The organism is Mesorhizobium sp. RCAM 06353 (assembly GCF_059683585.1).
The window spans coordinates 3,014,984-3,041,461 of sequence record NZ_CM185031.1; the positions used below are offsets into that span (position 1 = coordinate 3,014,984).

General features: G+C 61.5%; 28 protein-coding genes, 1 tRNA gene and 1 pseudogene. 18 read left to right on the forward strand and 12 right to left on the reverse strand.

Features of this window, described 5'->3' with window-relative positions:
* Window positions 1–1,251, reverse strand: a complete 1,251-nt coding sequence (locus AC56QX_RS14380; protein WP_497116795.1) for a sugar ABC transporter substrate-binding protein — start codon at window positions 1,249–1,251, stop codon at window positions 1–3.
* A 146-nt stretch (window positions 1,252–1,397) separates the two neighbouring features.
* On the opposite strand from AC56QX_RS14380, the gene AC56QX_RS14385 reads away from it, so the two are divergent.
* The 3 genes from AC56QX_RS14385 to AC56QX_RS14395 all read left to right on the forward strand — a co-directional run bounded on the left by AC56QX_RS14385 (window position 1,398) and on the right by AC56QX_RS14395 (window position 4,701).
* Window positions 1,398–2,327: a BadF/BadG/BcrA/BcrD ATPase family protein gene (locus AC56QX_RS14385; protein WP_497116797.1), complete on the forward strand. Its 930-nt coding sequence runs from the start codon at window positions 1,398–1,400 to the stop codon at window positions 2,325–2,327.
* Complete coding sequence (locus tag AC56QX_RS14390; RefSeq protein WP_497116799.1) at window positions 2,328–3,350, forward strand: SIS domain-containing protein; 1,023 nt, start codon at window positions 2,328–2,330, stop codon at window positions 3,348–3,350.
* Window positions 3,351–3,492: 142 nt separating this feature from the next.
* Window positions 3,493–4,701 carry an ROK family transcriptional regulator gene (locus AC56QX_RS14395; protein ID WP_497116801.1) on the forward strand — a complete coding sequence of 403 codons (1,209 nt, stop codon included), beginning with the start codon at window positions 3,493–3,495 and terminating at the stop codon, window positions 4,699–4,701.
* Between the two features lie 53 nt (window positions 4,702–4,754).
* On the opposite strand, the gene AC56QX_RS14400 is transcribed toward AC56QX_RS14395, so the two are convergent.
* Window positions 4,755–5,387, reverse strand: a complete 633-nt coding sequence (locus AC56QX_RS14400; protein ID WP_497116803.1) for an FMN-dependent NADH-azoreductase — start codon at window positions 5,385–5,387, stop codon at window positions 4,755–4,757.
* Between the two features lie 110 nt (window positions 5,388–5,497).
* Here AC56QX_RS14400 and AC56QX_RS14405 point away from each other — a divergent pair, with 110 nt between their 5' ends.
* A complete protein-coding gene (locus AC56QX_RS14405; RefSeq protein WP_497116805.1) occupies window positions 5,498–6,454 on the forward strand; it encodes a LysR family transcriptional regulator in 957 nt (318 codons plus the stop codon).
* Here the strand turns inward: AC56QX_RS14405 and AC56QX_RS14410 are convergent.
* Window positions 6,387–7,013, reverse strand: a complete 627-nt coding sequence (locus AC56QX_RS14410) for a TetR/AcrR family transcriptional regulator (protein ID WP_497116807.1) — start codon at window positions 7,011–7,013, stop codon at window positions 6,387–6,389. The two genes, AC56QX_RS14405 and AC56QX_RS14410, sit on opposite strands and share 68 nt — an antisense overlap.
* 66 nt (window positions 7,014–7,079) lie before the next feature.
* On the opposite strand from AC56QX_RS14410, the gene AC56QX_RS14415 reads away from it, so the two are divergent.
* A complete protein-coding gene (locus AC56QX_RS14415) occupies window positions 7,080–7,505 on the forward strand; it encodes a VOC family protein (RefSeq protein ID WP_497116809.1) in 426 nt (141 codons plus the stop codon).
* A gap of 9 nt (window positions 7,506–7,514) precedes the next feature.
* Here the strand turns inward: AC56QX_RS14415 and AC56QX_RS14420 are convergent, their stop codons facing one another.
* Window positions 7,515–8,465: a S1C family serine protease gene (locus AC56QX_RS14420; protein ID WP_497116810.1), complete on the reverse strand. Its 951-nt coding sequence runs from the start codon at window positions 8,463–8,465 to the stop codon at window positions 7,515–7,517.
* A gap of 168 nt (window positions 8,466–8,633) precedes the next feature.
* Between AC56QX_RS14420 and AC56QX_RS14425 the strand changes: the two genes are divergently transcribed.
* The 3 genes from AC56QX_RS14425 (at window position 8,634) to AC56QX_RS14435 (ending at window position 11,185) form a co-directional block, all read left to right on the forward strand.
* Window positions 8,634–9,506 (forward strand): S1C family serine protease, encoded by an 873-nt coding sequence (locus AC56QX_RS14425; RefSeq protein WP_497116812.1) that lies wholly within the window; start codon window positions 8,634–8,636, stop codon window positions 9,504–9,506.
* A gap of 8 nt (window positions 9,507–9,514) precedes the next feature.
* Entirely contained in the window at window positions 9,515–10,216 is a 702-nt protein-coding gene (locus AC56QX_RS14430; RefSeq protein ID WP_497116814.1) for a helix-turn-helix transcriptional regulator, read from the forward strand.
* 102 nt (window positions 10,217–10,318) lie between these two features.
* Window positions 10,319–11,185, forward strand: coding sequence for an SDR family oxidoreductase (locus AC56QX_RS14435; RefSeq protein ID WP_497116816.1), 867 nt, complete (start codon window positions 10,319–10,321; stop codon window positions 11,183–11,185).
* On the opposite strand, the gene AC56QX_RS14440 is transcribed toward AC56QX_RS14435, so the two are convergent.
* The 3 genes from AC56QX_RS14440 to AC56QX_RS14450 form a co-directional block, all read right to left on the reverse strand.
* Window positions 11,179–11,316: a type II toxin-antitoxin system ParD family antitoxin gene (locus tag AC56QX_RS14440; protein WP_497116818.1), complete on the reverse strand. Its 138-nt coding sequence runs from the start codon at window positions 11,314–11,316 to the stop codon at window positions 11,179–11,181. The genes AC56QX_RS14435 and AC56QX_RS14440 overlap by 7 nt on opposite strands.
* 4 nt (window positions 11,317–11,320) lie before the next feature.
* Window positions 11,321–11,836, reverse strand: a complete 516-nt coding sequence (locus AC56QX_RS14445; RefSeq protein ID WP_497116819.1) for a TIGR00645 family protein — start codon at window positions 11,834–11,836, stop codon at window positions 11,321–11,323.
* Between the two features lie 422 nt (window positions 11,837–12,258).
* Window positions 12,259–14,484, reverse strand: coding sequence for an OmpA family protein (locus tag AC56QX_RS14450; RefSeq protein WP_497116820.1), 2,226 nt, complete (start codon window positions 14,482–14,484; stop codon window positions 12,259–12,261).
* A gap of 198 nt (window positions 14,485–14,682) precedes the next feature.
* On the opposite strand from AC56QX_RS14450, the gene AC56QX_RS14455 reads away from it, so the two are divergent.
* Window positions 14,683–15,129, forward strand: coding sequence for a YcgN family cysteine cluster protein (locus AC56QX_RS14455; protein ID WP_258582123.1), 447 nt, complete (start codon window positions 14,683–14,685; stop codon window positions 15,127–15,129).
* A gap of 203 nt (window positions 15,130–15,332) precedes the next feature.
* A complete protein-coding gene (locus AC56QX_RS14460; protein WP_497116821.1) occupies window positions 15,333–15,704 on the forward strand; it encodes a hypothetical protein in 372 nt (123 codons plus the stop codon).
* A 262-nt stretch (window positions 15,705–15,966) separates the two neighbouring features.
* Here AC56QX_RS14460 and AC56QX_RS14465 read toward each other — a convergent pair whose 3' ends face one another.
* On the reverse strand, window positions 15,967–16,680 hold the full coding sequence (locus AC56QX_RS14465; protein WP_497116823.1) for an SIMPL domain-containing protein: 714 nt from the start codon (window positions 16,678–16,680) through the stop codon (window positions 15,967–15,969).
* Window positions 16,681–16,814: 134 nt separating this feature from the next.
* Between AC56QX_RS14465 and AC56QX_RS14470 the strand changes: the two genes are divergently transcribed.
* Window positions 16,815–16,890 (forward strand) — tRNA-Ile (locus AC56QX_RS14470).
* 83 nt (window positions 16,891–16,973) lie between these two features.
* Here the strand turns inward: AC56QX_RS14470 and AC56QX_RS14475 are convergent.
* Window positions 16,974–17,366 (reverse strand): annotated as a pseudogene (locus tag AC56QX_RS14475) (tyrosine-type recombinase/integrase); the annotation flags it as partial.
* A gap of 841 nt (window positions 17,367–18,207) precedes the next feature.
* On the opposite strand from AC56QX_RS14475, the gene AC56QX_RS14480 reads away from it, so the two are divergent.
* The 5 genes from AC56QX_RS14480 (at window position 18,208) to AC56QX_RS14500 (ending at window position 22,142) form a co-directional block, all read left to right on the forward strand.
* The gene (locus AC56QX_RS14480; protein ID WP_497116825.1) at window positions 18,208–18,786 is read left to right on the forward strand and encodes an STM3941 family protein; all 579 of its coding nucleotides are present in this window, start codon (window positions 18,208–18,210) and stop codon (window positions 18,784–18,786) included.
* A gap of 638 nt (window positions 18,787–19,424) precedes the next feature.
* The gene (locus AC56QX_RS14485) at window positions 19,425–19,862 is read left to right on the forward strand and encodes a hypothetical protein (RefSeq protein WP_497116827.1); all 438 of its coding nucleotides are present in this window, start codon (window positions 19,425–19,427) and stop codon (window positions 19,860–19,862) included.
* 624 nt (window positions 19,863–20,486) lie between these two features.
* Window positions 20,487–20,783: a hypothetical protein gene (locus tag AC56QX_RS14490; RefSeq protein ID WP_497116829.1), complete on the forward strand. Its 297-nt coding sequence runs from the start codon at window positions 20,487–20,489 to the stop codon at window positions 20,781–20,783.
* 219 nt (window positions 20,784–21,002) lie between these two features.
* A complete protein-coding gene (locus tag AC56QX_RS14495; RefSeq protein WP_497116831.1) occupies window positions 21,003–21,290 on the forward strand; it encodes a hypothetical protein in 288 nt (95 codons plus the stop codon).
* A 300-nt stretch (window positions 21,291–21,590) separates the two neighbouring features.
* Window positions 21,591–22,142 (forward strand): hypothetical protein, encoded by a 552-nt coding sequence (locus tag AC56QX_RS14500; RefSeq protein WP_497116833.1) that lies wholly within the window; start codon window positions 21,591–21,593, stop codon window positions 22,140–22,142.
* Window positions 22,143–23,207: 1,065 nt separating this feature from the next.
* Here the strand turns inward: AC56QX_RS14500 and AC56QX_RS14505 are convergent.
* The 3 genes from AC56QX_RS14505 to AC56QX_RS14515 all read right to left on the reverse strand — a co-directional run bounded on the left by AC56QX_RS14505 (window position 23,208) and on the right by AC56QX_RS14515 (window position 24,519).
* Entirely contained in the window at window positions 23,208–23,603 is a 396-nt protein-coding gene (locus AC56QX_RS14505) for a hypothetical protein (protein ID WP_497116835.1), read from the reverse strand.
* On the reverse strand, window positions 23,587–23,823 hold the full coding sequence (locus tag AC56QX_RS14510; RefSeq protein ID WP_497116837.1) for a hypothetical protein: 237 nt from the start codon (window positions 23,821–23,823) through the stop codon (window positions 23,587–23,589). The genes AC56QX_RS14505 and AC56QX_RS14510 overlap by 17 nt, the downstream gene beginning before the upstream one ends.
* Before the next feature lie 351 nt (window positions 23,824–24,174).
* A complete protein-coding gene (locus AC56QX_RS14515; protein WP_497116838.1) occupies window positions 24,175–24,519 on the reverse strand; it encodes a hypothetical protein in 345 nt (114 codons plus the stop codon).
* Between the two features lie 297 nt (window positions 24,520–24,816).
* Here AC56QX_RS14515 and AC56QX_RS14520 point away from each other — a divergent pair, with 297 nt between their 5' ends.
* Entirely contained in the window at window positions 24,817–25,443 is a 627-nt protein-coding gene (locus tag AC56QX_RS14520; RefSeq protein ID WP_497116840.1) for a hypothetical protein, read from the forward strand.
* A 400-nt stretch (window positions 25,444–25,843) separates the two neighbouring features.
* Complete coding sequence (locus tag AC56QX_RS14525) at window positions 25,844–26,476, forward strand: alpha/beta hydrolase family protein (RefSeq protein WP_497116842.1); 633 nt, start codon at window positions 25,844–25,846, stop codon at window positions 26,474–26,476.
* Window positions 26,477–26,478 lie beyond the last annotated feature (2 nt).

Consider the following 26,478-nt stretch of genomic DNA (forward strand, 5'->3'; position numbering starts at 1 on the left):
TCACTTGCCCTGGAAAGGCTTGTACCATTTGGCGAGGCCGTCGGTCAGGTCGGCGGCCAGCTGGTCCGGGGTGATCGAACCCGACATCATCTTGGTGATGTCGCCCTGCAGCAGTTCCGATCCTGTCGGCTTCTCGAAACGGAAGTAGACGACATTGATATGCGGCATGGCGGTTTCGTTCAACTTGGCGACGTGGGCGAGAAGCTCGTCCTTGATGACGACGCCCTTTATCGGCGAGATGTTGCCGAGCAAGGCGGAGAACTTGTCGCCGAACTCCTTGGTGCCCATCCAGTTGACCAGCTTGAGCGCCGCCTCCTTGTTGGCCGACTTGGCGTTGACGGCATAGCCGCCGTCGAAGAACTTGGTCACCTGCGGCGTATCGCCGGCCTTGGCCATTGGCGGGGCGACGAAGTCCATGTTGATGGCCGGGTTCTGGGTGCGGTAGCTGGCGATATCGAAGCTGCCGCCGGCCAGCATCGCCGCCTTGCCGCTGATGAACAGCTGGCCAGCGGTGTCATAGTCGATGCCTTCGAAACCGGGAGGCATGTATTCGCGCAGTTCGAGCAGCTTGCCGAGTGCCGCGACATAACGCGGATCCTTGAAGGTGGTCTTGCCCGACGTCAGGTCGCTGACAAAGTCCTGGCCGAGGAACGGGTTGGTGAAGATGGCCACGAACATCTCGTTGAACCAGCTGGTGCCCATGCCGTTGGCCAGGGGATAGATGCCCTTGTCCTTCAGTGCCTTGCTGACGGTGATGAACTCATCCCATGTGGTCGGCGGCGTCAGCCCGGCCTTGGCGAAGACATCCTTGTTGATGAACAGGCCGAGCGTCTGCGAAGCGAAGGGCAGGGAATAGACCTTCTTGTCGGCGCGGTAGGTGCCGGCCACCAGCGCATCGGCGGGCTGGTTGGCGAGCGACGGCACCGTGGTCAGGTCCTGCGGCTCGAAATAGCCCGCCTTCACGAACTGTTCCAGCCAACCGTAAGCGTGGGTGTGGATGACGTCGCCGCCCTTGCCGGCGGCCAGCGCCGTCGAGACGATGGTCGGATAGTTCTCGTCCGGGAAGGACTCGAACTTCACGTGGATGTCCGGGTTGGCCTTGGTGAAATCGGCGAAAAGTTCGTTGTAGGCGGCCTTGTCTTCCTGGCGCCAGGTCCAGAACGAGATGTCGGTGGCATGCGCCACGCTGGCTGCCAATCCCCATGCGAAAGACGCGGCCGCGAGGGCCAGCCCAATCCTTCTCCTGCTCATGTTGCAATCTCCCAATCGCGCTTGATGCGCTTTTTACGACGATTATCAAATCATAGTTCTTGCCGTCTGGAAAGATAGTTTGTAAAGTTTCCTAACTAATGTGGATTGGACGCGGCAGCCCGCTTCGTCCGGCGTGCGCGCGGTGGATGTCGGTGACCCAGAAAATCTTTGCAGGCGTGGATATAGGCGGCACCAAGACACGCATCATGGCGTGCCAGGGCGAGCGCATGATCGCCGACGAGGTGCTGGTGACGGAGAGCTGGCGCATCCGCCAGATGGAGACCGATGCCGTGACGCTGGCCGGGATCGTTGCCAAATTGTGCGGCAGCGTTGCACCGGCAGCCATGGCCGTCGGCGCGCATGGCTGCGACACGGGTGAACAATGCCTTCGCTTCCAGGCGCTGTTGGCAAGCAGGACCGGCGGTGCGGTGCAGGTGGTCAACGATGCGGAACTGATGGTGCCTGCCGCTGGCTATATCGATGGCATCGGCGTCGTCTCCGGCACCGGCTCCATCGCGGTGGCGCGCACGGCTGATGGCAAGATGCTGGCAGCCGGCGGCTGGGGCTGGATCCTTGGCGACGAGGGCAGTGCGCCGGCCTTGGTGCGCGAGGCCGCAAAGGCGATCCGCCACAGCCTCGACCGGGGCCAGGATGGTGACCTGCTGATCGCCGCGCTGATGCGCGAACTCGATACAGACGACCAGACCAAGCTTGGCATCCTGCTCAACGAAACGCGTGGTGCCGCGGTCTGGGGCCGTTATGCCAATGCCGTGTTCGACGCGGCGATCGCCGGTTCGGCTCTCGCCATTCGCGTCATCAGCGAAGGCGGGGCAGGGCTTGCCGCGCTGGTCGAACTCTTGATCGAACGCGGCGCCAATCCTGCCCTTGTCGTGGCTGGCGGCGGGGTCATCTCGGAACAGCCGATGCTGATGGCGGCATTTGTCGAGGCCATGGCGAAGGTCTCGCCGTCGAGCCAGGTGCTGTTGCTGCGCGAGCCGCCGGTGCTGGGTGCCGTCGCCTTGGCCAGGCGGCTGCTCGTCGGCCAGGATTTACCCCCATCGATTGGAGTTGTTTGAATGATGAAGCGTATCGGCTACCGCCCGGCGGTGGCGCGCCAGACGGAAAGTCTCGAAATCGGCAGGCGTTCGGTGACCGCGGCGCTCGACAGCCTGGATCTCGGCGCTTTCGCCGGCAAGACGATCGGGCTTGCCGGCATCGGCGCCAGCTACCAGGCGGCGCTGGCCGGCGCGCTCTATCTGCGCGCCTCCGGCATCAAGGCCTTCGCCTATACGCCAACCGATCTCTATGGCCGCACGGATGCAGCCGCAGATGCCTTCATCGCACTGTCGGCCTCCGGGCAGAGCCGCGAGATATCCGACGTCATGCGCGAGGCGTCGAGCGCGCCGCGCCTGGCGGTCTGCCGTGGCAGCGACAATCCGCTGGCTGATCTGACCGGTGCGGTGCTTGCCACGGATTCGGGCGCCGACAATGGCGCGAGTTCCACCGGCTATACCGGGACCTTGCTGGCGCTTGGCATGCTGATCGACAGGCTTGCCGGCAACAGTTTCGACTGGACGCGTTTGCCCAGCGCGGTCGCCACCGTCCTTTCCGGCGCCGAACATGCTGCCGGGCAGGCGGCGCGGCTGCTGCAAGGCAGAACATCCATCGACATCGTCGGCGCCGGTGTCGGCTTCGCCAATGCCGGCGAGGCGGCGATGCTGATCCGCGAGGCGGTGCGGGTGCCGGCATCGGGCTGGGACACTCTGAACTATCTGCACGGGCCGATGGAATCGCAGGATGCGGTGACCGGACTGATCGCCATCGGCGATGGCCGCGAGGTCAAGATCGCACAAGATGTTGCGGCGCTGGGCTGTCCCTCGGTGCTGGTGACGCGGCGCAGCGATGTCGCTCCAGCCGACAGGCTGGTGGTGATCGCCATTCCGGCGCTCGGCAACGCCATCGCCAACGCCATACTGGAGATCATCGCCATCCAGCTCATTGTCGGCGACATGCAGGACGCGGCCGGTCTCACCGACATCGTGTTCCGCTACCGCCAGACCGATATCAAGCTGAAGCCGTGGTCGCCGACCGAAGTCTGACGTCCTTGTCCGGACATCGCGGAAATTGCCAAACCGGTCGGCAATGGGGCATTGAGGACGGGATGCGGCTTTCGAGTCGGGGCAGCGCTTGCGCTTCACCGACCGGAGGCAGGATTTCAGGGCAAAGGTCGAACAACTTAGAATGGCGGCTGCGGAAATCCCCAATCTGACCGACAGCGCCCGGGCGGTTCTGCGCCTGCTCGCCGCGAACGGGCCGGTGACGCGGCCGAAGCTCGGCGCCATGCTCGACCTGTCGAAGCCGACCATGTCGGCGGCGGTGTCTGAGCTCAGCGCACTCGGCCTCGTTGCCTCGCGTGGGATTGAGCGCGGCGCCATTGGCCGCACGGCGACGATCTACGGCATCGGCCCGGGTGCGGGCTACGCGATCGGCATCGATGTCGGCGCCGCCCAGGTGCGGGCCGTCGCCTATTCGATGGATGCTGAGAAGCTGGCGTCGGCGGAAGAGCCGATTGCGGAGGCGATAGCCGGCGATGCCGACGAGGTCGGCGCCGTCGTGCTGTCGGTGGCGCGGGCCACCATGGCCAAGGTGGCCAAGAGCTTTCGTGCGCTGCGCGCCATTGCGGTGGCGGTGCCGCGCATCGTCTCCAATGATCGTTTCGACAGGCCGGGCGGGCCGTCCGCCGTGCTTGGCCTGCTGCGCCGCGGCATCGAGGTGCCGATCATCCTGGAAAACAACGTCAACTGCGCGGCCATTGGCGAGATGCACTTTGGCGCCGCGCAAGGCCACCAGACCTTCGCCTTTCTGCAGGTTGGCGTGCGGGTCGGTCTCGGCTTCATCACCGAGGGCCGCTTGTTTCGCGGCGCCGGCGGTGCTGCCGGCGAAATCGGCCGCATGCCGTTTCCGTGGTCGGCCAGCGAGACGCCCTATCGTGAAGGGCTCGAACATTATCTCGGCTCGCGGGCGCTGATCGAGCGCTGCCGTGTCGACTGGCCAGCCGGGGAAGGCGCGCCGCCCGACTCGGCCAAGGATCTGTTTGCGCGCGCGCTCGAGGGCTCGCCGCCGGCGGTCGCGGCCGTCGCGCGCCATGCCGCCGATATCGGCAGGCTGGCGGCCGGCTGCATCGGCATGCTCGACCCCGGCCTGATCGTGCTTGGCGGCGGTGTCGGCAGAAACCCGCTGATGACGGAAAAGGTCGAGCACGTCGCGGCAGACCTTGCATGGCCGACACGGATCGCCGTCAGCTCGCTGGAAGACGGCGGCACGGCGCTCGGTGCCATGAAGCTGGCCGTCGACTACAGTCTCGGGCTGATGCTGCGCGAAGGCCGCCATCCGGCTGTCGTGCTGCCGCCGCTGTCGGAGGCGAAGCCGGACGAAGCAAGGGACGCTTGATAAGAAAAAGGCAGGCGCGGGCGCCTGCCTTTCAAGGTCAGATAAGCGGCGCCTTACGCGGCAGCGGCGACCTGCTGGCTGGCCACCACGGCGTCGACCTTGGCGGTCGCCTTGGCGAGTGCGGCGGTCACCGCGTCCGGACCCATGCCGACGCCTTCGATGCGGATGACGTCGACATCGGTCATGCCGAGGAAGCCGAGCACGCCGCGCAGATAGGGAATGGCGTGATCGAATTGCACGGCCGCACCTTCGGAATAGATGCCGCCCGAAGCCAGCACGATATAGACCTTCTTGCCGGTGACGAGGCCCTTGGGGCCGCTTTCGCCATAGGCAAAGCTCTTGCCGGAGCGGGCGATGTGATCGACCCAGGACTTCAGCGTCGAGGAGATGTTGAAGTTGATGAAGCCGGTGGCAAGGATCACCGTGTCGGCGGCGAACAGCTCGTCGAGCACGACGTCGGAGACGCCGACAACCTCAGCCTGGCGTGGGGTACGCGCTTCAACCGGTGTGTAGATGCCGGTCGAGTAGTCGGCATCGATATGCGGCAGCGGGTTGGCGACAAGGTCGCGCACGACGAGGGTGTTCGACGGATCGGCGGCGACGAGCTTTTCGGCGAATTCGGTGGCGATGCGGGTCGAGTGCGAGGCAGCGCCGCGCGGGCTCGAAGTTACAAGAAGAATGGACATAGCGGGTCTCTCCAGTGGGAATTGAATTGTCCCGCCACATATGGGGCTATCGATCCATCAGATAAACTGGTATATTTTCTATACGATCCATCCACAAAATAGATACGGCGATGCAACCCAACCCGACCCTCGACCAGCTTCAGATATTTGTCGCCGTTGCCGATACCGGGAGTTTTTCGGCCGCAGGCCGCAAGCTCAACCGGGCGCAGTCCGTCATCAGCTACGGCATCGCCAATCTCGAGGCGCAGCTTGGGCTAAAACTGTTCGAACGCGAGGGCACGCGCGAGCCGCAGCTGACCGAGATCGGCCGGGCGATGCTGGAGGACGCAAGGCGCATGATCGGCGTGCTGCAGCGCATCCGCTCGCGCGTCGACGGCCACCATCAGGGGCTGGAGGCCGAGGTCGCGCTGTCGGTTGACTCGGCGCTGCCCTCGCCGGTGCTGGTGCGGGTGCTGAAGGCGTTCGAGGCGCAGTTTCCGACTGTGATGCTGCGACTGCATATAGGCTCGCTTGGATTGATCCCCGACCACGTCGTCAATGGACAGGCCGATCTTGGCATTGGCGGCCTGCTGGGCGAGGTCGACGTCCATCTTGTGCGCATCGGCTTCATGTCGATCGTGCTGGCCGCGGCGCCCAGCCACCCGCTGGCATTGCTGCCTAAGCCATTGGCGCTCGAGGATGTGCGCGAACACACCCAGCTTGTCGTCACCGACCAGTCCGAACGCACCAAGGGACGCGACTTCGGTGTCTTTGCCTATCGGACCTGGCGCCTCACGGATATGCGCACCAAGCACATACTCATGCGCGAGGGGCTGGGCTGGGGCGGTCTGCCGCGCTGGCTGATATCAGACGATCTGGCCACTGGCCGCCTGGTGGAACTCGACCTCGAACCCTTTAGCGAGGTGCGCTCGCCGATGTTTGCCATGTATCGTAACGACAGCACCCCGAAGCCGGCGGCGGCCTGGCTGATCGACCGGTTCAAGCGCGAGCTTGGCTGCTTCAACGAGTTCGAGCCGGGCGAGGTGCCTGAGGACGATCCGGAGACAATCCGTCAATCAGCGCCATGAGAACGGCGCGGTAATCCTCGGCCGACGCGCCGGCCTCGATGGCGAGTGCGGCGCGGTCGAAGGCGGAGGCTAGCAGCGCGGTCAGCGCCTCCGCCGGCAACCTCGTCATCCTATTGGCCCGCATCGCCGCGACCAGGCCCTCGCGCAGCGACCGATTGCCGTGGCGGTTGTCGATCGCATCCATGGCGGCGCGGCCAAGCACGGCCGGGCCGTCGAGCAGCAACAGACGCGTGCGGCCCGGCGCGCGCATGGCGGCGAGATAAGCGTCGGAGCCGGCGATGAGCGCATCGCGGGCTTCGAGCGAGGGTGGCGAAGCGCTGTCGATCTCTTCCGCCACCGCCTGTGCCTCCTGCTCGACCACGGCGGCAAACAGCGCCTGCTTGTCGGCAAAATGGTGATAGAGCGCGCCGCGCGTCACGCCGGCCGCAGTGACGATCTCCGGCGTGCCGGTCTCGGCATAGGATTTTTCGGTGAACAGTTTTCGCGCCGCCGCGATCAGGTCGGCGCGCGTCGCCTCGGTGCGGTCGCGGTTGGAACGGCGCGCGGAGTCCTGTTGCATACATGCAGCCTGTATGTTAATTCGATTTACATACAGACTGTATGTTATGTCCAGGGAGAAAGAAAGATGAAGACCACGAGCTATTACCCGGTGCTGATGACCGGCGACGTCGCCGGCACGGCGGCCTTCTACGTCAGGCATTTCGGCTTCCAGCCGCTGTTTGAGAGCGACTGGTACGTGCATCTGCAATCGGTGGACAACAAACGGGTGAATCTCGGCATCGTCCAGGGCGACCACGAGACGATCCCGGAAGAGGGGCGGGGGCGCACCTCAGGCCTGCTGATCAATTTCGAGGTCCGTGATCCCGATGCAGTCTATGAGCGGGTCCTTGCCGCCGGCCTGCCGGTGCTGCGAACGCTGCGCGACGAACCCTTCGGTCAGCGCCATTTCATCACCAGGGACCCCAATGGCGTGCTGATCGATGTCATCAAGCCGATCCCGCCCAGCGAGGAATTTTTGGCGCAGTACGTGGAGGGTGCGGCGGGGGCTTGAGTGGCGGCCTCAGCCCGCTCGCGCTACCGGCGTCACCGTCACCTGGCTGACGCCGGTGCGGCGCACCACCGTGCACAGCGTCTCGCGGCCGATGCGCTCGGCGTCGAGCATGCGCACGAGGTCGTCGACGCCGGTGACCGGGCGGCCGTCTATTGCCGCGATGATGTCGCCTTCCTTAAGACCGGCCTTGGCCGCCGGGCCATCCTTCTCGACGCTGCGCAGCCGCACCGCGGTGCTGGTCGACACTTGCGACAACAGCGCGGCGCGGCGCGGCAGATTGGTCGTATCGGCGGAGACGCCGATGAAGGCGCGGCGCACGCGGCCGAAGCGGATGATTTCCGAAATGACGAAATTGGCGGTGTTGGAGGCGACCGCGAAGGCAATGCCTTGCGCACCGTGGATCATGGCAGTGTTGACGCCGATGACCTCGCCGGCCGACGACACCAGCGGGCCGCCGGAATTGCCGGGGTTGAGCGCGGCATCGGTCTGGATGACGTCGTCGATCAGCCTGCCGGTCGAAGCACGCATCGAGCGGCCGAGCGCGGAGACGACGCCTGATGTGACCGTCCATTCGAAGCCGAGCGGATTGCCGATGGCGATGGCGATCTGGCCGCGCCGCAGCCGCTTGGAATCGCCGAGCGGCGCGACATCGGCGAAGCTGCCATCGGCGCGCACCAGCGCAATGTCGGTGTCGGGATCGCGGCCCAGCACGCGGCCCTCGCTGGAGGCACCGTCCGGCATCGAGACGCGGACCGTCTTGGCGTCACCGACGACATGGAAATTGGTGACGACCAGCCCGTCCGGTGCGATGACGAAGCCGGAGCCGTGGCCGCCCTGGCCGCCAATGCGCTCGATGCGGCAGACGGCCGGACCGATGCGGTCGACCGCATCCGCCACGGTCATGGAATAGGCGTCCAGCAAGGTGTCGTCGGATTCGAATTTGGCGGCGGCGAGGGCCATGGAAGGGCTCCGTGTTTTCAGGCTTGATCGTGACTATATGTGCGGAGCGGCCGGAACCGCCGCGACCTGACCAGATGGCCAGTCAAACCAGCAACTAGCCGTCAGGCGAGTACCTCCGGGCGCGCTGCCGAGCGATATCTGGGGCATGAGAAAACCCAGGAGGTATTCATGAGCGACTTCAATCTGAATGCATTTTCGCAAGCCATCGCCGATCTCGCTGCCAAGGCGGCGCCGGCAACGGCTGGTTTCGCCACCCATCATCACCGCACGGCAAGCGCCTTCCATTGGCGCGACGGCTATTTCGTCACCGCCGAGGAGGCTGTCGAGGCCGGCGAGGAGATCGAGTTGACGCTGGCTTCGGGCGAGACGGCGAAGGCCGAGCTGGTCGGCCGCGATCCTTCGACGGGTGTCGCCCTACTGAAACCGGCAGGTGCTGTTGACGCCGCGCCGCTGGCTAAGGCTGACGCGGTACGGCCCGGCAACATCGCCATTGCCATCGGCAACAGCCAGGGCTCGGCGCTGGCGGTGTCGGGCTCGGTCGGCGAAGTCGGTCCGGCCTGGCGCTCGATGCGCGGCGGCGCCATCGACCGGCGCATTAATCTCGCCGTCGGCGCCGGCGGCCGCTTCGAAGGCGGCCCGGTGCTCGACGCCAAGGGTGCGCTGATCGGCATGCTGTTGTTTGGGCCGCGTGGCCGCGCACTCGTCATGCCTTACGAGACGATCGAACGCGCGGTGGCGACGCTGCGCGAAAAGGGCCATGTCGCACGCGGCTATCTCGGCGCCGGCCTGCATCCGGTGCATGACCGCGATGCGCGCGGCGCGATGGTGATGAGCCTCGACGACAACGGCCCGGCCAAGGCCGCCGGCCTGTCGCTGGGCGATATCATCGTGGCGTGGAACGGCGAGGCCGTGCATGGCCCGCGCGACCTGATCCGCCGGCTCGGGCCGGACAGTGCCGGGGTTTCGGTGACGCTTGGCGTGGTGCGTGGCGGCGAACAGCGCGATGTCGCGCTCACGATCGGCGAGAAGCCGTTGAGCTGAGAGGGTTGATGGAAAGCGACACGCTGACAAGGCCTGATGTGGCTGGGCCGGAAGTGGCAACCAGCGAACGCCAGCTCGTGGTGCTGATCGCACTGCGCGATGCCGCGCGCGCCGAGCGTTTGTCGGCTTCGCTTGCCATGGCGGAAGACCTGCTGCCGGTCGTGGCCGGTGGCGGGGTCGCCGATGTCGCCATCGTCGATGACGCTGTTGCCAACAGCGCGGCCTGGATCGATCGGGTGAGGGCTGGCCATACTCCGCCCCCACAAGTTCTGCTCTCCGTACGTGCTATCCGGCCAGAAGGCCGGGTGTTTGCGGTGCTGCCGTTGAGCGCGGATGCAACTCTGATCGCGGCCGCCGTCAGACTGGCGGCGGCCGGCTACCGGGTGTCCGGCGAAGGCCGTTCGACGCCGGATCGCCATGGCGATTTCGATCGCGGTGAGGCGGCCAATGGGGCTGGAAGCCACAGTGGGCTGTTCGGCGAGGAACCGCTCGATGATGGCGTCGCCACCCGGCCCACGCTGTCGCCGCGCGAGGCGGAAGTGCTGGCGCTGCTGGCCGAAGGCGCGCCCAACAAGGTGATCGCACGGCGGCTGAACATTTCCGTGCACACGGCGAAATTCCACGTCGCCGCGATCCTGATCAAGCTCGGGGCCGCCAACCGCACGGACGCCATTGCGATTGCGATGCGGCAGGGGCTGGTGCTGGTTTAGCCTACGCTGCGTAACCCACATCCAGGCATCCCGGGCCTTGCGCTACGGTCGCCTGCCGCGCAAAGGTTCGCGCCTGCCATGCTGCAAGGGAGGCGCAAGGAAATGTCGCTCAAGGGAAAGACGCTGTTCATCTCCGGTGGGTCGCGCGGCATCGGGCTGGCGATTGCGCTGCGGGCGGCGCGCGACGGCGCCAATGTGACGATCGCCGCCAAGACCGCCGAGCCGCATCCGAAGCTACCGGGCACAATCTACACCGCCGCTGAAGAGATCGAGCAGGCGGGCGGCAAGGCCTTGCCCATGCTGTGCGACATCCGCGAAGAAGCGCAGGTCGCCGAGGCGGTCGCGATAACTGTCGAGAAGTTCGGCGGCATCGACATCTGCGTCAACAATGCCAGCGCCATCCAGCTCACCGGCACGCTTGAGACCGACATGAAGCGCTACGATCTGATGCACCAGATCAACACGCGCGGCACCTTCCTGGTGTCCAAAATGTGCATTCCGCACCTGAAGTTGGCGCAAAATCCTCACATCCTGAATCTGGCGCCGCCGCTCGACATGAAGGCCAAGTGGTTCAAGAACCATGTCGCCTACACCATGGCCAAGTTCGGCATGTCGATGTGCACGCTGGGCATGAGCGCGGAGTTCGCCAAGGACGGCATCGCGGTCAATTCGCTGTGGCCGATCTCGACCATCGATACGGCGGCGGTGCGTAATCTTCTGGGCGGCGCCACGGTTGCGGCGATGAGCCGGTCGCCCGACATCATGGCCGATGCCGCGCATGCCATCTTCATGCGGCCGTCGCGCGAAACAACAGGCAATTTCTACATCGACGAGGAGGTGCTGCGCGCCGAGGGCGTCAGCGACTTTTCGGTCTATTCGCCGGGTGCGACAGGGCCGCTGGCAGGCGACTTTTTTGTGCCGGATGAGGTGTTCGCGCGGACGGACAGCAAGATCAAGAATATCTATTGACGGGGATCCGGCTGCGGCCGTTTCATTTCGATAAATGCGTCGAAATCGAACGGCTCCGGCTCGCCCGATTCATCACCTTCGTCGATTGCTAGACGAAGCCGCTCGATCTTCGAAAGATTTTCCTCTTCCATCGCCTCACACCTCATCCTTCTTGCCTTTGCTCAGGCCCATCAGCCGGTCGATATAGGCCAGCATCAGCGCCGAGACGACGAAGGCGAGGTGGATGATGGTCAGCCACATCAGCTGGTCGGTGGTGTAGGAGGACGAGTTCAGAAACACTTGCAAGAGGTGGATGGACGAGATGGCGACGATGGTCGAGGCGACCTTGACCTTCAGCGAACCGACATCGATCGTGCCCAGCCAATGGACGCCACCATCCTGGTCGTCGAAGCGGCTGACGAAGTTCTCGTAGCCTGAGATGATGACCATCACCACCAGCGAAGCAACCAGTGCGGCATCGATCAGGCCGAGCATCTTCAGGATGGTGTCGGTGTCGCCGAGCGTGAAGGCCACGGTGACGAACTCGTAGAGCTTCTTGCCGAAGGACAGCGCATAGATGGCCAGCGCCACGCCCAGCCCGAGATAGAAGACGACCAGCAGCCAGCGCGAGGCGAGAATGATCGATTCGATGGCGAGTTCGAGACGCTTCATGAAGTGGTTCCGGTTGTTTGCTAGATCAGTTCACCGTTCTACGGAAACGGCGAAATGCTCTAACCCTTTGTTTTGATGCAATTCCGGACGGAAAACCGCACACACTTTTCCTGGAATTGCTCCGGTCGGTGATCAGACCGTATTTCGGCCACGCCGACGCTTTTTGCAAGACAGCAAAAAACCCCGCCGGAGGGGGCCGGCGGGGCTCAATGCATCCCGCTGGAGTCGGGATGGGGCAGGGAACGCCCAGACCAGAATCTGGGGTGTGCGAGCCCGCGATTCAATGAGCCGGCTCTAGTGCCCGTACAAATCTTGTTGACCCTGGGCATGTGGTCCGCACTCCGTCCCACCCCGGTTGACCGGGATGGGACTTGCTTGCCGACTTGATTCCAGAAGCCACTTCAAGGCTCTGGAAAGCCAAGTCAATTGTTGCTGGCGACAGGCGCCACCAGCGAGGTGATGCGTCGGATGGCGACGCGCCGGTTCTCGCGGTTGGGCGCCGACGTGTTGACCTTCAGATACTCCTCGCCATAGCCCTGCGTTGTCAGGTTCTCCGGCGGGATGCCGAAGGCATTGGTCAGCGCTTCGGCAACCGCTTCGGCGCGGCGGTCCGACAGAGCAAGGTTCGCTTCCGGCGTGCCGACGGCGTCGGTGTGGCCCTCGATCAGGAAGGTCTCGGCCGGGTTCTTCTTGAGCAGTTTCTCCATGGCGTTGGCAACGCCCTCGAGCTTCTGCACCTCGGTGTCGGAGATCGAGGAGGAGCCGAATTCGAAGTTCAGCGTGTCGAGGTCGACGCGGCGTGCAATGTCGCGCACGCGGGCCGAACGCTTGACCTCGTCGATCGAATAGAGACGCTGGACCCTCTCCACCGGCGGCTGGTCGAGGAAGGTGTAGTAGTCGTCATCGCTTTCGACATCCTCGGAATCGAGGATGTACTGCCGGCGCGGAATGTTGAGCCGCATCGGCGGCAGGTCATCGCCGGGATCGCGCCAGTCGCCCTCATCCTGATAGTCCCGCTCGTCGACATAGCTCAGCACATATTCGCGCCCATCCGGAGTGATGCGCGAACGCTGGATGACATCGCCGTAACGGTTGCGGATGGTGACGATCTGGACGCCATTGTCGCGCTGGATCGTCTCGCGTCTACGGCCTTGCGACAGATCCTCGTAATAGACGTCCTTGGCGCCGCGGTTCATGCGCGGGGCGTCATTGCTCTGGACGATCGTCTGGCCGCCGAGTTGGATGATGACGCGGTCGCCGATCTCCTTGAGCACGTCAACGCCCTTCGGACGACGGCGGTCGCGGATGTTCTCGTCAGGCGCCCGGTCGAGGCGCTTGCCCTTTTCTTCCGTTACCGGGACGAGCTTTTCAGGCTTGATCTCCTGCTGGGCTGCCTTGTCGTCGGTTGGAGGCGGACCCTGGTCGACAGGAGCGACCACGGGCTTCTGGCCCTGGTCGCCGCCTTGCTGGGCGTTCTGGCCACCATCTTGCTGCTGGCCGTTCTGGCCGGCCTTGTCGCCATGCTTACGGCCGCCAGCCTTGCGTTCGGCATCCTTCTGGCTGTCGAGGATGGGGGCGGCGTTCTTGTCGGCGGGTGCTTCGCCCTGCACGGGGTTTTCACCCTGGACAGGCGCGGCCTTGCCGTTGGCGGGCTGTTCACCTGTCGCCGGCTGCTTGCCTGTCTGCGGCTGTTCGCCATTGGCAGGTTGCTCGCCCGTGGCCGGTTGCTCACCGTTGGCAGGCTGTTCACCCGTCGGCTTCTTGCCGTGCTTCTTTGTCTTGTCCTGGGGCTGCTCGCCTTGGACAGCCGGCTGTTCGCCGGCAGGCGCCGGTTCAACCTTGGGCGTCGTTGCTTCGCCGGCAGGGGCTTCCTTCGGCGTCGGAGCGGCTTCTGGCGTTACTGCCGGGGCCTGCTCGGCAGGCGCCGCTTTCTGCTGGTCCTGCTTGTGTTTCTTGCCGGGCTTGGTCGGCTGGTTGTCGTTGGCGGGTTCAGCCTGGCCAGCAGGGGCCTCGCCGGCGGGTGCCTGCTCGATCTGCTGTTGCTGCTGATCGCGCTTCTTCTTGCGCGGCTGCTGCTGGTCGGTTGCGGGAGCGGCTTCGCCGGCGGGTGCCTGCTCGATCTGCTGCTGCTGGTCGCGCTTCTTCTTGCGCGGCTGCTGTTGGTCGGTTGCGGGGGCGGCTTCGCCGGCGGGTGCCTGCTCGATCTGCTGTTGCTGCTGATCGCGCTTCTTCTTGCGCGGCTGCTGCTGGTCGGTTGCGGGAGCGGCTTCGCCGGCGGGTGCCTGCTCGGTTTGCTGCTGCTGGTTGTGCTTCTTGCGGGGTTGCTGTTCCGGCTGCGCCTGCTGGTCGGCGGGGGCTTGCTCGGTCTGCTGCTGCTGCTGGTCACGCTTCTTGCGCGGCTGCTGCTCACCTTGCGCCGGTTGCTCGGCCTGGGCGGGCTGCTCCTGCTTTTTCTTCCCTTGCTTCTGTGCGCAGGCTTCGGCTGATTCGCCCTCGGCGCAAGCGGCTTGCGCCAAAGTGAACGGGGCTGACGTACGCTGGGCCGGGCCGAATGCGGCATTGCCTTGCAGCGGGTACGCGCCCAACGGCGCGGATGCCATCAACAGGCCAAGTGCGGTGCCTGCCAGAATCCGTGGTTGGCGTTTCATCGAAAACTCTCCTTGTGGGGTCCCATCCTTGCCGAAACCGATCTTAGCCCGATTGGTTCCAGTTTTGCAGCGATAGAAGCCCTACAGGGCGATTGGCCGGCCTTTTGAAGGCAACTTCGTGTCATTCGGCCGGGTTGCGGCCGCATTTCAACCGTTGCCGTGCTTGACCTCGGCGGCGACCGGGGCCACATCCCCAGGATGGAAACGCCATTCTGGAAAACAAAGACGCTGGAAGCGATGAGCCCGGCCGAATGGGAATCGCTTTGCGACGGCTGCGGCAAGTGCTGCCTGTCGAAGCTCGAGGACGAGGATACGGGCGAGATCTACTGGACCAGCGTCGGCTGCCGGTTGTTCGACGCACAAACCTGCCGCTGCTCCGACTACGCCAACCGGCTGGCGCGTGTCCCCGATTGCGTCGGGCTGACGCCGCAGAATGTGCGCACCATCAGCTGGCTGCCCAGCACCTGCGCCTACCGGCTGGTGGCCGAGGGCCGCGACCTCTATTGGTGGCATCGGCTGGTGTCGGGCAGCGCCGAGACCGTGCACGAGGCCGGCATTTCTATGCGCGGCCGGGTCAAGGCGAGCGAGACCGAGCTGGCCGAGCCTGAGGATTATTTTGATTATATGCTGGACGACGAGCCGTAAGGCCCGTGTCCGCACAGTTCCGGAACAAGGAACCGGGCAAGATTTTTTGGGGACGCATTCTTCGAAACCTGGCGAAGATTTCCTTTTCCCGCCACATGAACCGCAGATGAACGGCGAGTTCGTAAACAGTTCAGACAGGCTGATGCATTCTCCCATCATCGGTTTCACGAGGACGGGCGCAAGCCCGCAACAAGGAGAGAACCATGTACAACAAGATCAAGACGGCGGCCCTCTCGGCCCTGGTCGGCCTCGGCACGCTGGCGGCCATTCCCGCCCATGCCGACAGCCTCTATCTCGGCTTTGGCAACAACCAGGATCCTCGCTTCGGCGTCTATGCCGGCGACGACGGTTATCGGCATCGCCGCGACGAACGCCGCAACGACTGGCGCGGTGACGGCTGGCGCCGCGGCTGTTCGCCGGATCGCGCCCTCGACAAGGCCGAGCGCATGGGCCTCTACCGCGCCCGCATCGTCGACGTCAGCCGCCGCACGGTCAAGGTCATGGGCCGCCAGGACGGCGACCGCGTGGTCATCGTGTTCGCCAACGAGCGCGGTTGCCCGGTTATCTATCGCTGAGGTTGCGGCATAACCCTCTGGGAGGGTTAGCGCGGCATAACCCTCTGCGAGGGTTAGCCGGGAGACACGACCTTCTTTGAAGGTCGGTAGCGGCATGATCCTCTGCGAGGATCAGCCGGGACTAGCGGAGCCCCTGTCCCATCGGACGGGCGTGGCTCGAAAAACCCCGCGGGAGCGATCCTGCGGGGTTTTTCATGTCCGGTATTTGCCGTTGGGTCCATGCGTGGCCGGGCAAGGCTCGGCCACGCATCATCCGGGCTGCCTACTTCAGTTCGAAGGTGACGGTGACCTGGACGTTGTAGGCGTTTTCGCCAGCTTGCGTCGGCACTGCCGCACCCGCGGCGGCGTCGAAGGCCTTGGCGTTGATCGCCATCGGCGGCGGAGCAATGTTCTGGTCGGAAATCTCCAGGACCCGGCCAATGCTCACGCCGGCGGCTTCCGCAAGCGTCTTGGCCTTGGCGATTGCGCTGGCCACCGCTTTCTTGCGGGCCGCGTCGATGGTCGCCGCCGGGTTGTCATTGGTGAAGGAGATGCCGCCGCCCTGGTTGACGCCGAGCGACACGGCCTTGTCGAGGATCTCGCCGGTCTTGTCGATGTCGCGCACCCGCACGGCAAGCGTGTTGGTCACTTGGTAGGCGACAAGCTCGGCCTCCTGGCTGCCATCGGGCTTGTTGGTGTAGTTGTAACGCGGGTTGATCTGGATGCCCGCGGTCTGCAGGTCGCGATCCTTGATGCCGGCCGCCTTCATGGCCGCGATCACGGCGGCCATGGCGTCGTTGTTGGCGTCGAGCGCCGCACGCGCCGTCTTGGCTTCGCGCATCACGCTGAGCGACAGCAACGCCAGGTCGGGAGGGACGGTCGCTTCGCCTTCACCCGAAACAATGATGCGGGCGGGCGTCGGCGAATCGGCGGCTCCAGCCATCGCCGGAAAAGCGATTGCAGCGGCGAGCGCGAGGGGCAAAAGGTGTTTGGTCATGAAAATCTCCTTGGTCTGCGATCCAGTCGCCAAGGTCGCGTAGAGCGCGATTATGGGTTGATTTGGGCGATCCGCGAAAGCCTGTCGGGAAAGCCTTGTGCCGCGATGCGAAAAACATTAATCCAGCCCGCGTGGGGCCTGTAGCTCAATGGTTAGAGCCGGCGGCTCATAACCGCTTGGTTGGGGGTTCGAGTCCCTCCGGGCCCACCATTATCGTTATTTATCAATGCTTTATGAGGTGGTTCGCCACGAGGTTCGCCAACAGGTTCGCCAAGCATCGGCTTGCGCGTCACGAGGCGTACGACTCGATCCATCCCCTGGACCGCCAGCCGAACCTGCGATGCCTCGCGCGAATAGAGCTCCGCATGATCGATATCGTCGTGACCGAGCACGTCCATGAGCTGCCGGGTCGAGGCTTCGGCCTCCGCCAGATAAACACCAAGAGACTTCCTTAAGCCATGGAGGGTCAGGCCCTTCGGCAGGCCCGCAAGCTTGCCCCAGTGCGCCATCATTCCAGTCAGCGACTTGGCGGAGAATGGGTCGCCGTAACCATTGATCAGGACAGTCTCGCCGCGCCTGTCGGCCGCATCCAGGATCTCAGACAGCATCGGCGTGACCGGCACAAAAAGCCGTTTGCCACCTGTTCGTCCCTTGTTCTTGGCCTGAACGATATCAAACCCGTCGAAGTGACCGCCTCGTCCCGGTCATTCCGAACCGACGTTCGATCTCCTAAAAGGCGGACGTTGCCATGAGATTTCTGGCTTCGATCACCGAATGTCCCCTTGCGACGAGAGCCTGGAATTTTTCCCGCATACGGATATGAAGGCCTGGGTCTCTGCGAAGTGCTTTCGGTACCTCATTCCCATGACGAAATGCTGTCCGGGTAGCGCCGCCATCTGAATTGCGCCACTCAAGATGAGGGTCAGGAATGAAATCAAACCTGTTCGGCGCAGGCACTAGCTGGGGCGTAAGACAAATCCATTGATTTCCAATCATGGCAGCTTGCTCACCGCAATTTCGGTGACATTCGGTCGTTGATGATGTGGGGGAGCCAGTCTTTCTTTTCAGATATTTGCCGTAACGCCACCGTTCCGGTGCCGGTGCTGCGCCTCTGATGCTTCCATTCCAAGCAATATCTGATCGGACGTTCCTATGATGTTGTCGTCCATGCCAGCCTAGTTGAACGCGACGAACTCCCGCTTGCGGTCTTCCCTCGACGTGCAGGGATACGCTCAAGTGCCCAAGGCATACCAAAGCTGTGCATACAGGTGTTCGCTGCAATGCTCAGGGATTGGGGTGTTGCAAAGAGGCCGGCCCTGACGCACAACGAATGGGCGAGTAGCCCAGTTATATGGAAGGTATCCGCATATCTGAGGTCAGCATTAACGCAGATGTGACTTGGCCCGCGCAGCATAAGCCGCTTATGTCCTTCCGTCAGCGTCTCCTAATGCTGATCCCTCCCGCTCGGTGCCGAGGCTAGTCTCATTTGGTGGTGGCGTCGATCACGTAAATTGTCGAACTAAGGTTGTGATATTGGCTGATCACGCGGATAGTTTCGTCGCCTATTGGTCCCGTTGGCGGTGCGCACTTCTTGCGGTCGGTTCTTCAGCTTTTGTTGTCGGAGGGCTGTGGATGGTTGGCGCCTTTGGCAATGCGCCTACCCCAACTATCCAATACCCTCATCTGATAATACTTAGTGCCGGCTGGATGGGTTTGGTATTTGGTCCGCTTGCGGCGGTGAAATGGATTTCAAAATTGTTCGGGTCGGCGGAGCAATTGCGTGTCGATGCGGCGGGTATTCGCTATACGCCTTGGTCCGACAAAGCTATACCGTGGTCGGAGATCGCAGGCGTAACGACCTGGTCACGAAATGCGCTCAAGCGAATTGTCTTGCATCTACGCCGTCCCAATGACTTTCCCGGCAAAGGGTTATCGGCTCGCTTGGCCAGAAACCTTACCGGAGGCAATGGTTCCATAACCATTCTAATGACCGGCACGGACCGCAGCTACTATGAAGCCATGTCAGCGATCGAGCGTTACAGGCAGCCGAGCCAACTCTCCGTTTCTCCTTTGGCTCCCCAATCAGTCGAGAAGCGGGCGGGCTAAACCGCCAATCTCTGCCGTTCGCATTTACGGGCTCACAGCTTACTTTTTTGCTGGTGGCTCCAACTTGATGAGATGTCAGCGATGTCCGGACAAAGCGATAGAGGAAAAGCGAGCCAAGCGTCGAGATGCCCAGATCGAATGGATCGAGGTCCTGATAGCAGGCCCGATCGCAGCGCTCGGCTGTCTGATCTGGTGGTGGCGTCGGTCAAGCAAATTATCGAGGCGGCAGGGGATTAAATGCACAGACGTTGCTTAGCCACGATCGCAGCACTGGCGTTGTCAACCGGTGCCGCAGGCGCGCTTGATCAAAAGCAGATCGTTTCAGGTTGTGGGCAAATCGCGCGGTTAGCCGAAGGGACGATGCGTGCAAGGCAGAGCGGCAAACCTATGCAGGCGTTGCTCGGAGCGGAGCGGGCAAAGCTAAGTCCAAGCGTCGCGGAATTCGGGAGCATATTGGCGAACAAGGCATACGAGACGCCTCAATTTTCGGATGCAATTTCCCAAGGCATAGCAATCAACTACTTCCGAGATTTTTGGCATCACGATTGCTTGGTCAACCACTTGCCAAGGCAATGAGCGATTAGATGTGGAACAGGTCGAGACGTATCAGGCCTGCGGATACTTGGCGCGTCAGGCGAATGGCCATCGGTGTCGTGCTTGGCTTCGTTTGTGCCGCCGAGATCCGTGCGTTCGATTTTTGGCCTATCGAATTGGCCCCGGATTTGCGGGGATTTCTTGACCTTTTGGGAACCCCTCTGCTCCTGCTCGTTGCCTTGATAGTGATGCTAGCGTGGCTCGTTGCTGTACTCATTTCCTTATACCGCCGCCAATTTCGTCTGATGGCGAGCAGTGTTGTCTCAATCGTCGTCGTGCCGATTTGCATCTTGACCGCACTCAAGGCGCCGATATTCGACCCTTGGCTTTGGTATGTCATTCTAAATGAATCGCGGTTTAATACCGTGGGAATGGATGCGGTGCATACTCAGACGATTGTCGAAGATCGCGATGTCGACAGGCCTATCTGGATTAAACCAAAGTCATTTCATCGATATAATTTACAGTATAAGAAATATTGATGGCCAGAGGACGGATAGCTCATTTACTGCACATCTCTATGGAAATTTTTACAGGCGTGACGAACTCGATTAAAGAGTCGTTTCGAAACTGCGCCATTGTCGCTTCAGACCAAGTCGATACCTCTCAGGTTCAATTCGTGTCCCCGCAACCAATTCTATCATAAATCAATAACCGTCCCGGTCTAACCGGGGCGGTTTTTGCGCTTTTGGTAATTGGAGATCCGAATTCGAATGGCAGAAGGCTATGGGTCGGCGGCGTGCGCCCGGCCCCCGTCCGGGATTGCCTCAATCGCCGGGCGACCAAGCTTGCGAATGTTGACCACGCCGCTGCAGACTCGCCACCGGTGAGACTTTCGGCCTCAATGCGTGCGAGTTAGAGGCGTTTGATTGCCGTATTCACCTGCAATGTCTTCGCACGTTCGTCGGCAAGAATGCCTCCGCCGGCGGATGTCGCAGCGCCGCGTTCCCGAAGAGGTTCACAATAGCGCTGGGTCGACTCAACTAATACGTAGCGGCCACGTTCTGCCGGTATGAGAACCCCCGCTGTCGCCACGTGTCGAGCGTGCGCTAGGTGACACCGAACAGGTCAGCTAGTTCTCGGCTGGAGCAGGTCTCAGGGAAGTAATGGGCAGCGGACGACGCGACTTTTTTCATGCACAACTCCAACAACAGCGCCATGCAATTGAATCATTAAGGAGATTCTACATCAACCGGTGGTGGGCGATCCTCGCTGATCTTGAATACGTATTTCACTCTGAAGGCGTTGTACTCGTCGGAAGCGCCTTCAAAAGCGATTCGCTTTCCTCCACTGTAGGTGTCAACCACGTGGATCCCATCGACGGCAAAGACATGCGTATCGGTTTTCTGTTCGTTTTCGCCCGGGGCCGCCGCTCTTCAGTTATTATCTACTTTGGCTCCTGAGGCAAAAGGCATTCAGCGTTCGCAACGATGACGAAAATGTCGAGAATCGGCACTGGCTCGCGACTGACCTTTGCCAGACGTTCGAGGGGTGCGGCGTCGTCGATGACCTGGTTATGGAGGCGCTCAACAGGCTTTATGACCGCCGGCTGATTGAGGCAGTCGATCCGAACGCAAAAGATGTAAGCATCGCAGACCGAATATCGATAAAAAGAGAGCGGAATGGCTCACCTCGAGCTCATTCTCAATTCCCAAGTTTATGTTGAACAAATGGCCTTGGTCACCGGCATGGCCGAGCTATATCCGCTTGATGAGATTAGGAAGAGCCTTACGGCTGGAAACTTCCCGGAAGTCCGCGAAACCTTCCTTTCTTACATTTTGAAAATCGACCGCGGCCGTCTAGGTGTGCCGGTGAACTCGATGTATGCCGAGATAGCAAAGACTCGCGCGCAAATCGAAGCAATGACGGCGATCGGCCGCCGGCCGTGGAAAAACCGCCTAGCGATATAGAATTCACCAGCAAGATCTTATCTTGGGCCGGCGACCGTATTAACGGTGCCTGCAGCAGAGAAATAGGAATAGGATACTGAACTCGAGCCAAGGCGCAGCACCACTTTCGTTTAGCGCTAGGGTGGTCGCCTTGGACGACTTGTCGCCCTAAGACGGAACGTCGAAATAGGCCCCGCCGCGGCGCTCGCACTCGACCTCACTGTGGCGTTCGCGAACTTCCCAGAAGTACCAGGTCCTGCGATCGGCCACATTGTAGGTTAGTGGTACAGATGGCCATTACTAGGCTTTGGGGGGGCACCGATGGATTTGGGGCAGTGGCACTACTTCCTCTCGCTTGAGCGGGACTTCGAGAGGACGCTCGACTATGTCGAATTGGCCGAGGAAAACCATCAAGCCTACTCTAATGAATACGCGAAGCTTCTGCTTCTCGTCGGCAGCGAGATCGACATTGTGGCCAAAATCCTTTGCAAGGACATCAACGCCGCATCGACCGCCAGCAACATCCTGCACTATCAGACCGAGATCTGCACTCGCTTTGCTGCAATGCACACAATAGAGATAGACATTCCGCGGTATCGAATGAGCGTCTTGCCTTGGCTTGATTGGGGGAACACACCGCCAAGCAGCCCTGGTTGGTGGCGGTCCTATAACAACGTAAAGCATGGCCGCGACTCCAATTTCAATGAAGCGAGCCAGGGCAACGTCACCGCCGCCTTATGTGGCCTCTTGGCGCTTCACTTGTACATCCACAGAGACACGGAACACCTTCAACCGTATCCGAAGCTATTGGAGTTTGCGTTTCCTCAAACTCTGGTGGCCCGAGGTAGTGGGAAAACGCTGCCAGGTGTTTAGCGCAGTCAGGCTGCGAGGTTCATCCTCGTCAGGAAACGCTATCACTACGCGTACTCTGTTAGCAGGTCTTTTAGGCCGCGCGGTCCAACTCCAGGCATCGAGTTTGGTATAAGCCAAGCACCCCAATCACCTCGAAGTGACCTCGCGCGCCACGCGCTCGCCGAAATGCAGGAAACTTTCGTCATTCAGCCCCGCCATTCGCGCTTGATCGAGGCGAGCTTCTGATCGACCTTGATGTCGGTGATCCCGGAATCTTGATCTATCCCGCGGCCCCGTTCGCGCCGATCGAGATCGAGATGAAGGGCCGGCTCGCAGCGCTGCTCGGCGAGGACGTTGTGATCCCGCCGGCAGGCCGAAAGTTGGCTATTGGAATGGTAGCGGGAGAGCGCTACATCGCTAGACCCACTATCGAAGAAGCACTCTTCTGCTATCAGCGACGCTCAGCATAGTGCGTAAACGTCGCCGAAGATCGCCTGGAATTTGGTGGCTAGGCTCACGGTCTCGATTGGCTACCTGCCAATGACGGCGAATCCGACGTCGACGCACCAAACCTCCAGCCGAGTTGCGCGGTATTGCGAGCGAGGAAGGGCTACGCGCCTTTAAAGCTAAGTGCTTGTTTTATTGTCGACCGTTACCAGGCGCTCATACGTTGGCTTACGGCCCCCTGCGGGGAGCAGCAAGCCGTTCACGGTTGGTTGGAGCGGATCTAGATCCGAGTTTAAACCGGCAATTGGCTTTGTGACACTTTGTCGGAGCAGCGGCGAGATTTGGGGTGCATTAGGCTGCCTACGACGTTCGTATCTAGCGTGGAACAACGGCTCCCCGGGCCGGGCTACAGGAGCCAAATCGAACCGAGGGGAGACCCCAATTATCTCAACGATACCAACGGTTTGCGCCGTATCCCTCTGCTGACCACATTTCGCTCTTGTGGACCTCTTGCGGTGCGAATGTGTACCGCGAGGCCAAGATAGTTGAGCGTCAGACAGGCGCAAGTAGTATCCGTCGTCCGATAAACAAATGCGGGTCTGTGTTGCCGGCCGTGAAGCTACCGTTGGCGGGAGGCGGTTAGAGCTTTGGGACCGAGGTGATTAAGCCACGCACAACAACCTTGTCGTCCACTTCAATCTTGCAAACCGCCTCAAATCTTTCTCCGGGCCAATTCCGGTCTTTCATGAAGGCGGAGACATGCTGTTGTTCGTCTTCAATAGGTGGACGGCAGAATGACCATGCATCTTCGAGGTAGAAGGGAACCTTCTGCGGAAATCCCAAATAGCGTCTGGTTGTTTTCTCGTCCGGAACATCGACCAAAATAGCGCGAAGTCCGGTCTTGTAGGAAAGTGAGAAGGCCCCCTCGGGCATGTCAGGCCGTGTAAAATATCCGGCCCGGTTGGTGTCATAAACACCGTAGAACACACACCCAATGAATGCAGCAAGCACGGCCCGCTTAACCCAAGTCCACATATGGCCCCCTCCGCTCGCGCAAAATCAGTCCGCCGGCTCCGGCGTTGACCTTGAGCCTGTCATCCGCGCCGATATCGGATTGAGTTGCCGCTATTTCTTGGAGCCCGCGCTGCTGGTCGGTCTGGATGCCGGCCGCTTTGACCCGGTTGCTCCGTTCTGGATAATAACCTTTGCCGGGCGGGCTGTGGCGATAACTGGCTTTTTCATGGCGCGGCTTCACTTTTCGGCTTTGAGGGGTCGCTTGGTTTGAGAACTGGTAGGGTACTCGGCCGCGTCACGGGCGGCTTCGCTCCCGTTATCCCATCTTGCATTGGCGAAGAGCCCGAAACGGCTGGCGGAAGTTGAATGGCTGTCCCGCCGGAGGCATCCGGGTTGTTCGTGGCGTCGTTTGTAGCGGGCGGACCAATTCTGGTCGCAGCATTGGGTATAGCCTCAACCGTCGATGCAGCTAGTGCGTTCTCGAACGCGAACAACAAGAGGCAGAAGACGCCAGCAATAAACGCAACAACTGCACCGCCGGTTAACTTGATGGTCCAGGTTCGCGCCCAATTTCGGCCGATGGCAGGCGCTCCTATCTTTTCAGCATCCAATTCGTCCATATCAATCTCAATTGACTTAGCCCCAACCCAGTACGAAACCAGATTGCACACGATAGCGACCACAAAAAAAGCCATGCCAGCACCATGGGCACGACGCCCGCAGGATTGTCCCGGTTCACGAAGGTCGTGAAAAGGACTATGGAGAGCCCGATCCCGCTGCTGCTCAAGGTTAATACCGCTTTGTCGAGCGAGCCAAGTTGTTCAATCCGTAAGCGATCAAGTTCCCCCCGGTACTTGAGGTAGTCGTCATGAAGTTTGTCCTGACGCTCCTGATCGGCCCTAGCGGGGTTCTTGTCTGTCGCGTTCTTGACTGCCAAGCTTGATTTCCCTGTGGCGCTGGGCGCTACCGTACCATAGTCAGGCACCCTATTTTAGCGCCCAAGAGGCTTTGCGTCGGGTTGTCCACTGTAGGATTGTTCTCCTAGATGGGGCGAACTCGACAGCAGGTCGCGATGGATCGACGCAACAAGCCCAAGAAGTTGTCGAGCGGGAGGTGGAGTAGTTCATGAAGGCGGCCGAGGCGCTGCATCACAGCATCGTAAGTTCAACGAACGGCTTGCGGTTGCCGATGTCGCTTACGTGGGGACCAACCCACCGACGCTCACGACCGAAGATTGGTCAGACGCTTCACGCTGCCTCCAGGCGCAAGATCACCGAAGCTCGCGTACAGCGGCCGTCTCTTCGCAGGCTTCTGGCAGCAGATGAGGAAGACTGAACGGAGGCACATTAGGATCGGAGGGCAGTGGATTGGGGAACTCGACTACGGCCAAATGTTCCCCCGGCTCGCCTATGCCAAGGTCGGTGCTGTCCCTCCCGAGGGGAGCCCATACGACCTTCCGGGAACGGAAGAGTTCACCGACGAGCAGAGACGTGCGCTGAAGAGTGGCTTCAACGCTTTCCTGTTCAAGGCCACGACTATGCGTAAGTGGCACCCGGACATAGAGCAAGGGCTGCCTACAGGGTGGACCGTGGGCCGGTTCAAGCAAGCCATGTTGAGGAAGCACCCGCTGCTGGCACCGGTCCTGAACTGTGGGATCGGCTATGATCTGATGTACAGCGAGAGCGAAATCCTATGCCGTGTGTTGGAAAGGACGTTGCTGGATGACTGCGCCGTTCTCCCCATCCACGATGCTGTCTTGTCGCCAATCACCAAGACGCAGGCCATCGCGGAGATCATGGCGGAGGAAGCAGAACGGGTGGCGGGAACTCGTATCAAGGTGGCTCTGAAGCGTAGCCACTAAGGGTGCTGGATATAGGGGAAGGGAGTGAGGGAGAGATGTCTTCTCACCCCTGACAACCTTTCACTCCACCCATCTATCTTCCATTGTGGGACCGGTAAGACGCCCGTCCGGATGTACGGCTTTCATTGGCCGGTTGGATCCCGATGGATTGAACTGGTGCCTCGCGGCAATCGCAGCCGCCTCATGGATTTGAGCCCCCTCAAACTCTAATCCTACGTATCATATTAGCGATGGCCAATCTGTCTGGACGCTTTAGCACTAGCTAATGGAACGCCTGCTGCTGTACAATATCGAATAAAAGGGGAGTTTCGTGGAGTGATCCTACGTAAGCCTTTCTTTTGCCCGTGATCGTTGCGGGTCAAGTGTGGTGGCTGTCACCGTCGCGATGTGAGGTGAAATTATGGGGCGTTTCACTCATCTTCTGACTGGATTTCTATTGTGGTTCGCGGCGTTTGTTGCGCCTCTGAATGCTGAAGACTATACCAAGCCAGGACCGTTTGCGGTTGGTCTCCAGAAGTTCACGTTTTCCGATACGTCCGGCAAGCATCCGATGGCAACCATGGTCTGGTATCCTGCCATTGGCCCAGCACCCGATCCCGCCGACGCAATCCTGAAGGTGGCGACAGATGCGCCTGCGGCGACAACTGGTCCCTATCCCCTGGTGGTCGTTATCCACGGGCTTTCAGGCACCGGCATGATGTTCGGCGCGGTGGGCGGGCACCTCGCATCCCATGGTTTCGTCGTCGCTGCAGCCGATTATGATACCGGGCCCTTGGACGACGGAGGTTCCTGGGAAGATCGACAGACGGTCTGGCTGCTCTACAATCGCCCGGCCAATGTGGTGCGGGTGATTGCCTATGTTGATAGGTTGAACGCTGCGGGTGGAAAGCTCGCCGGGGTCATCGACACCTCTCGCATCGGCGTCTGGGGATTGTCGACCGGTGGTACTACCGCGTTCCAGGCGGCGGGCGCACAAATCGACCTAAAGGCGCTAGCCGCCTTGATGCACAGCGATGAGTTTTCGGCGGCCTGAAG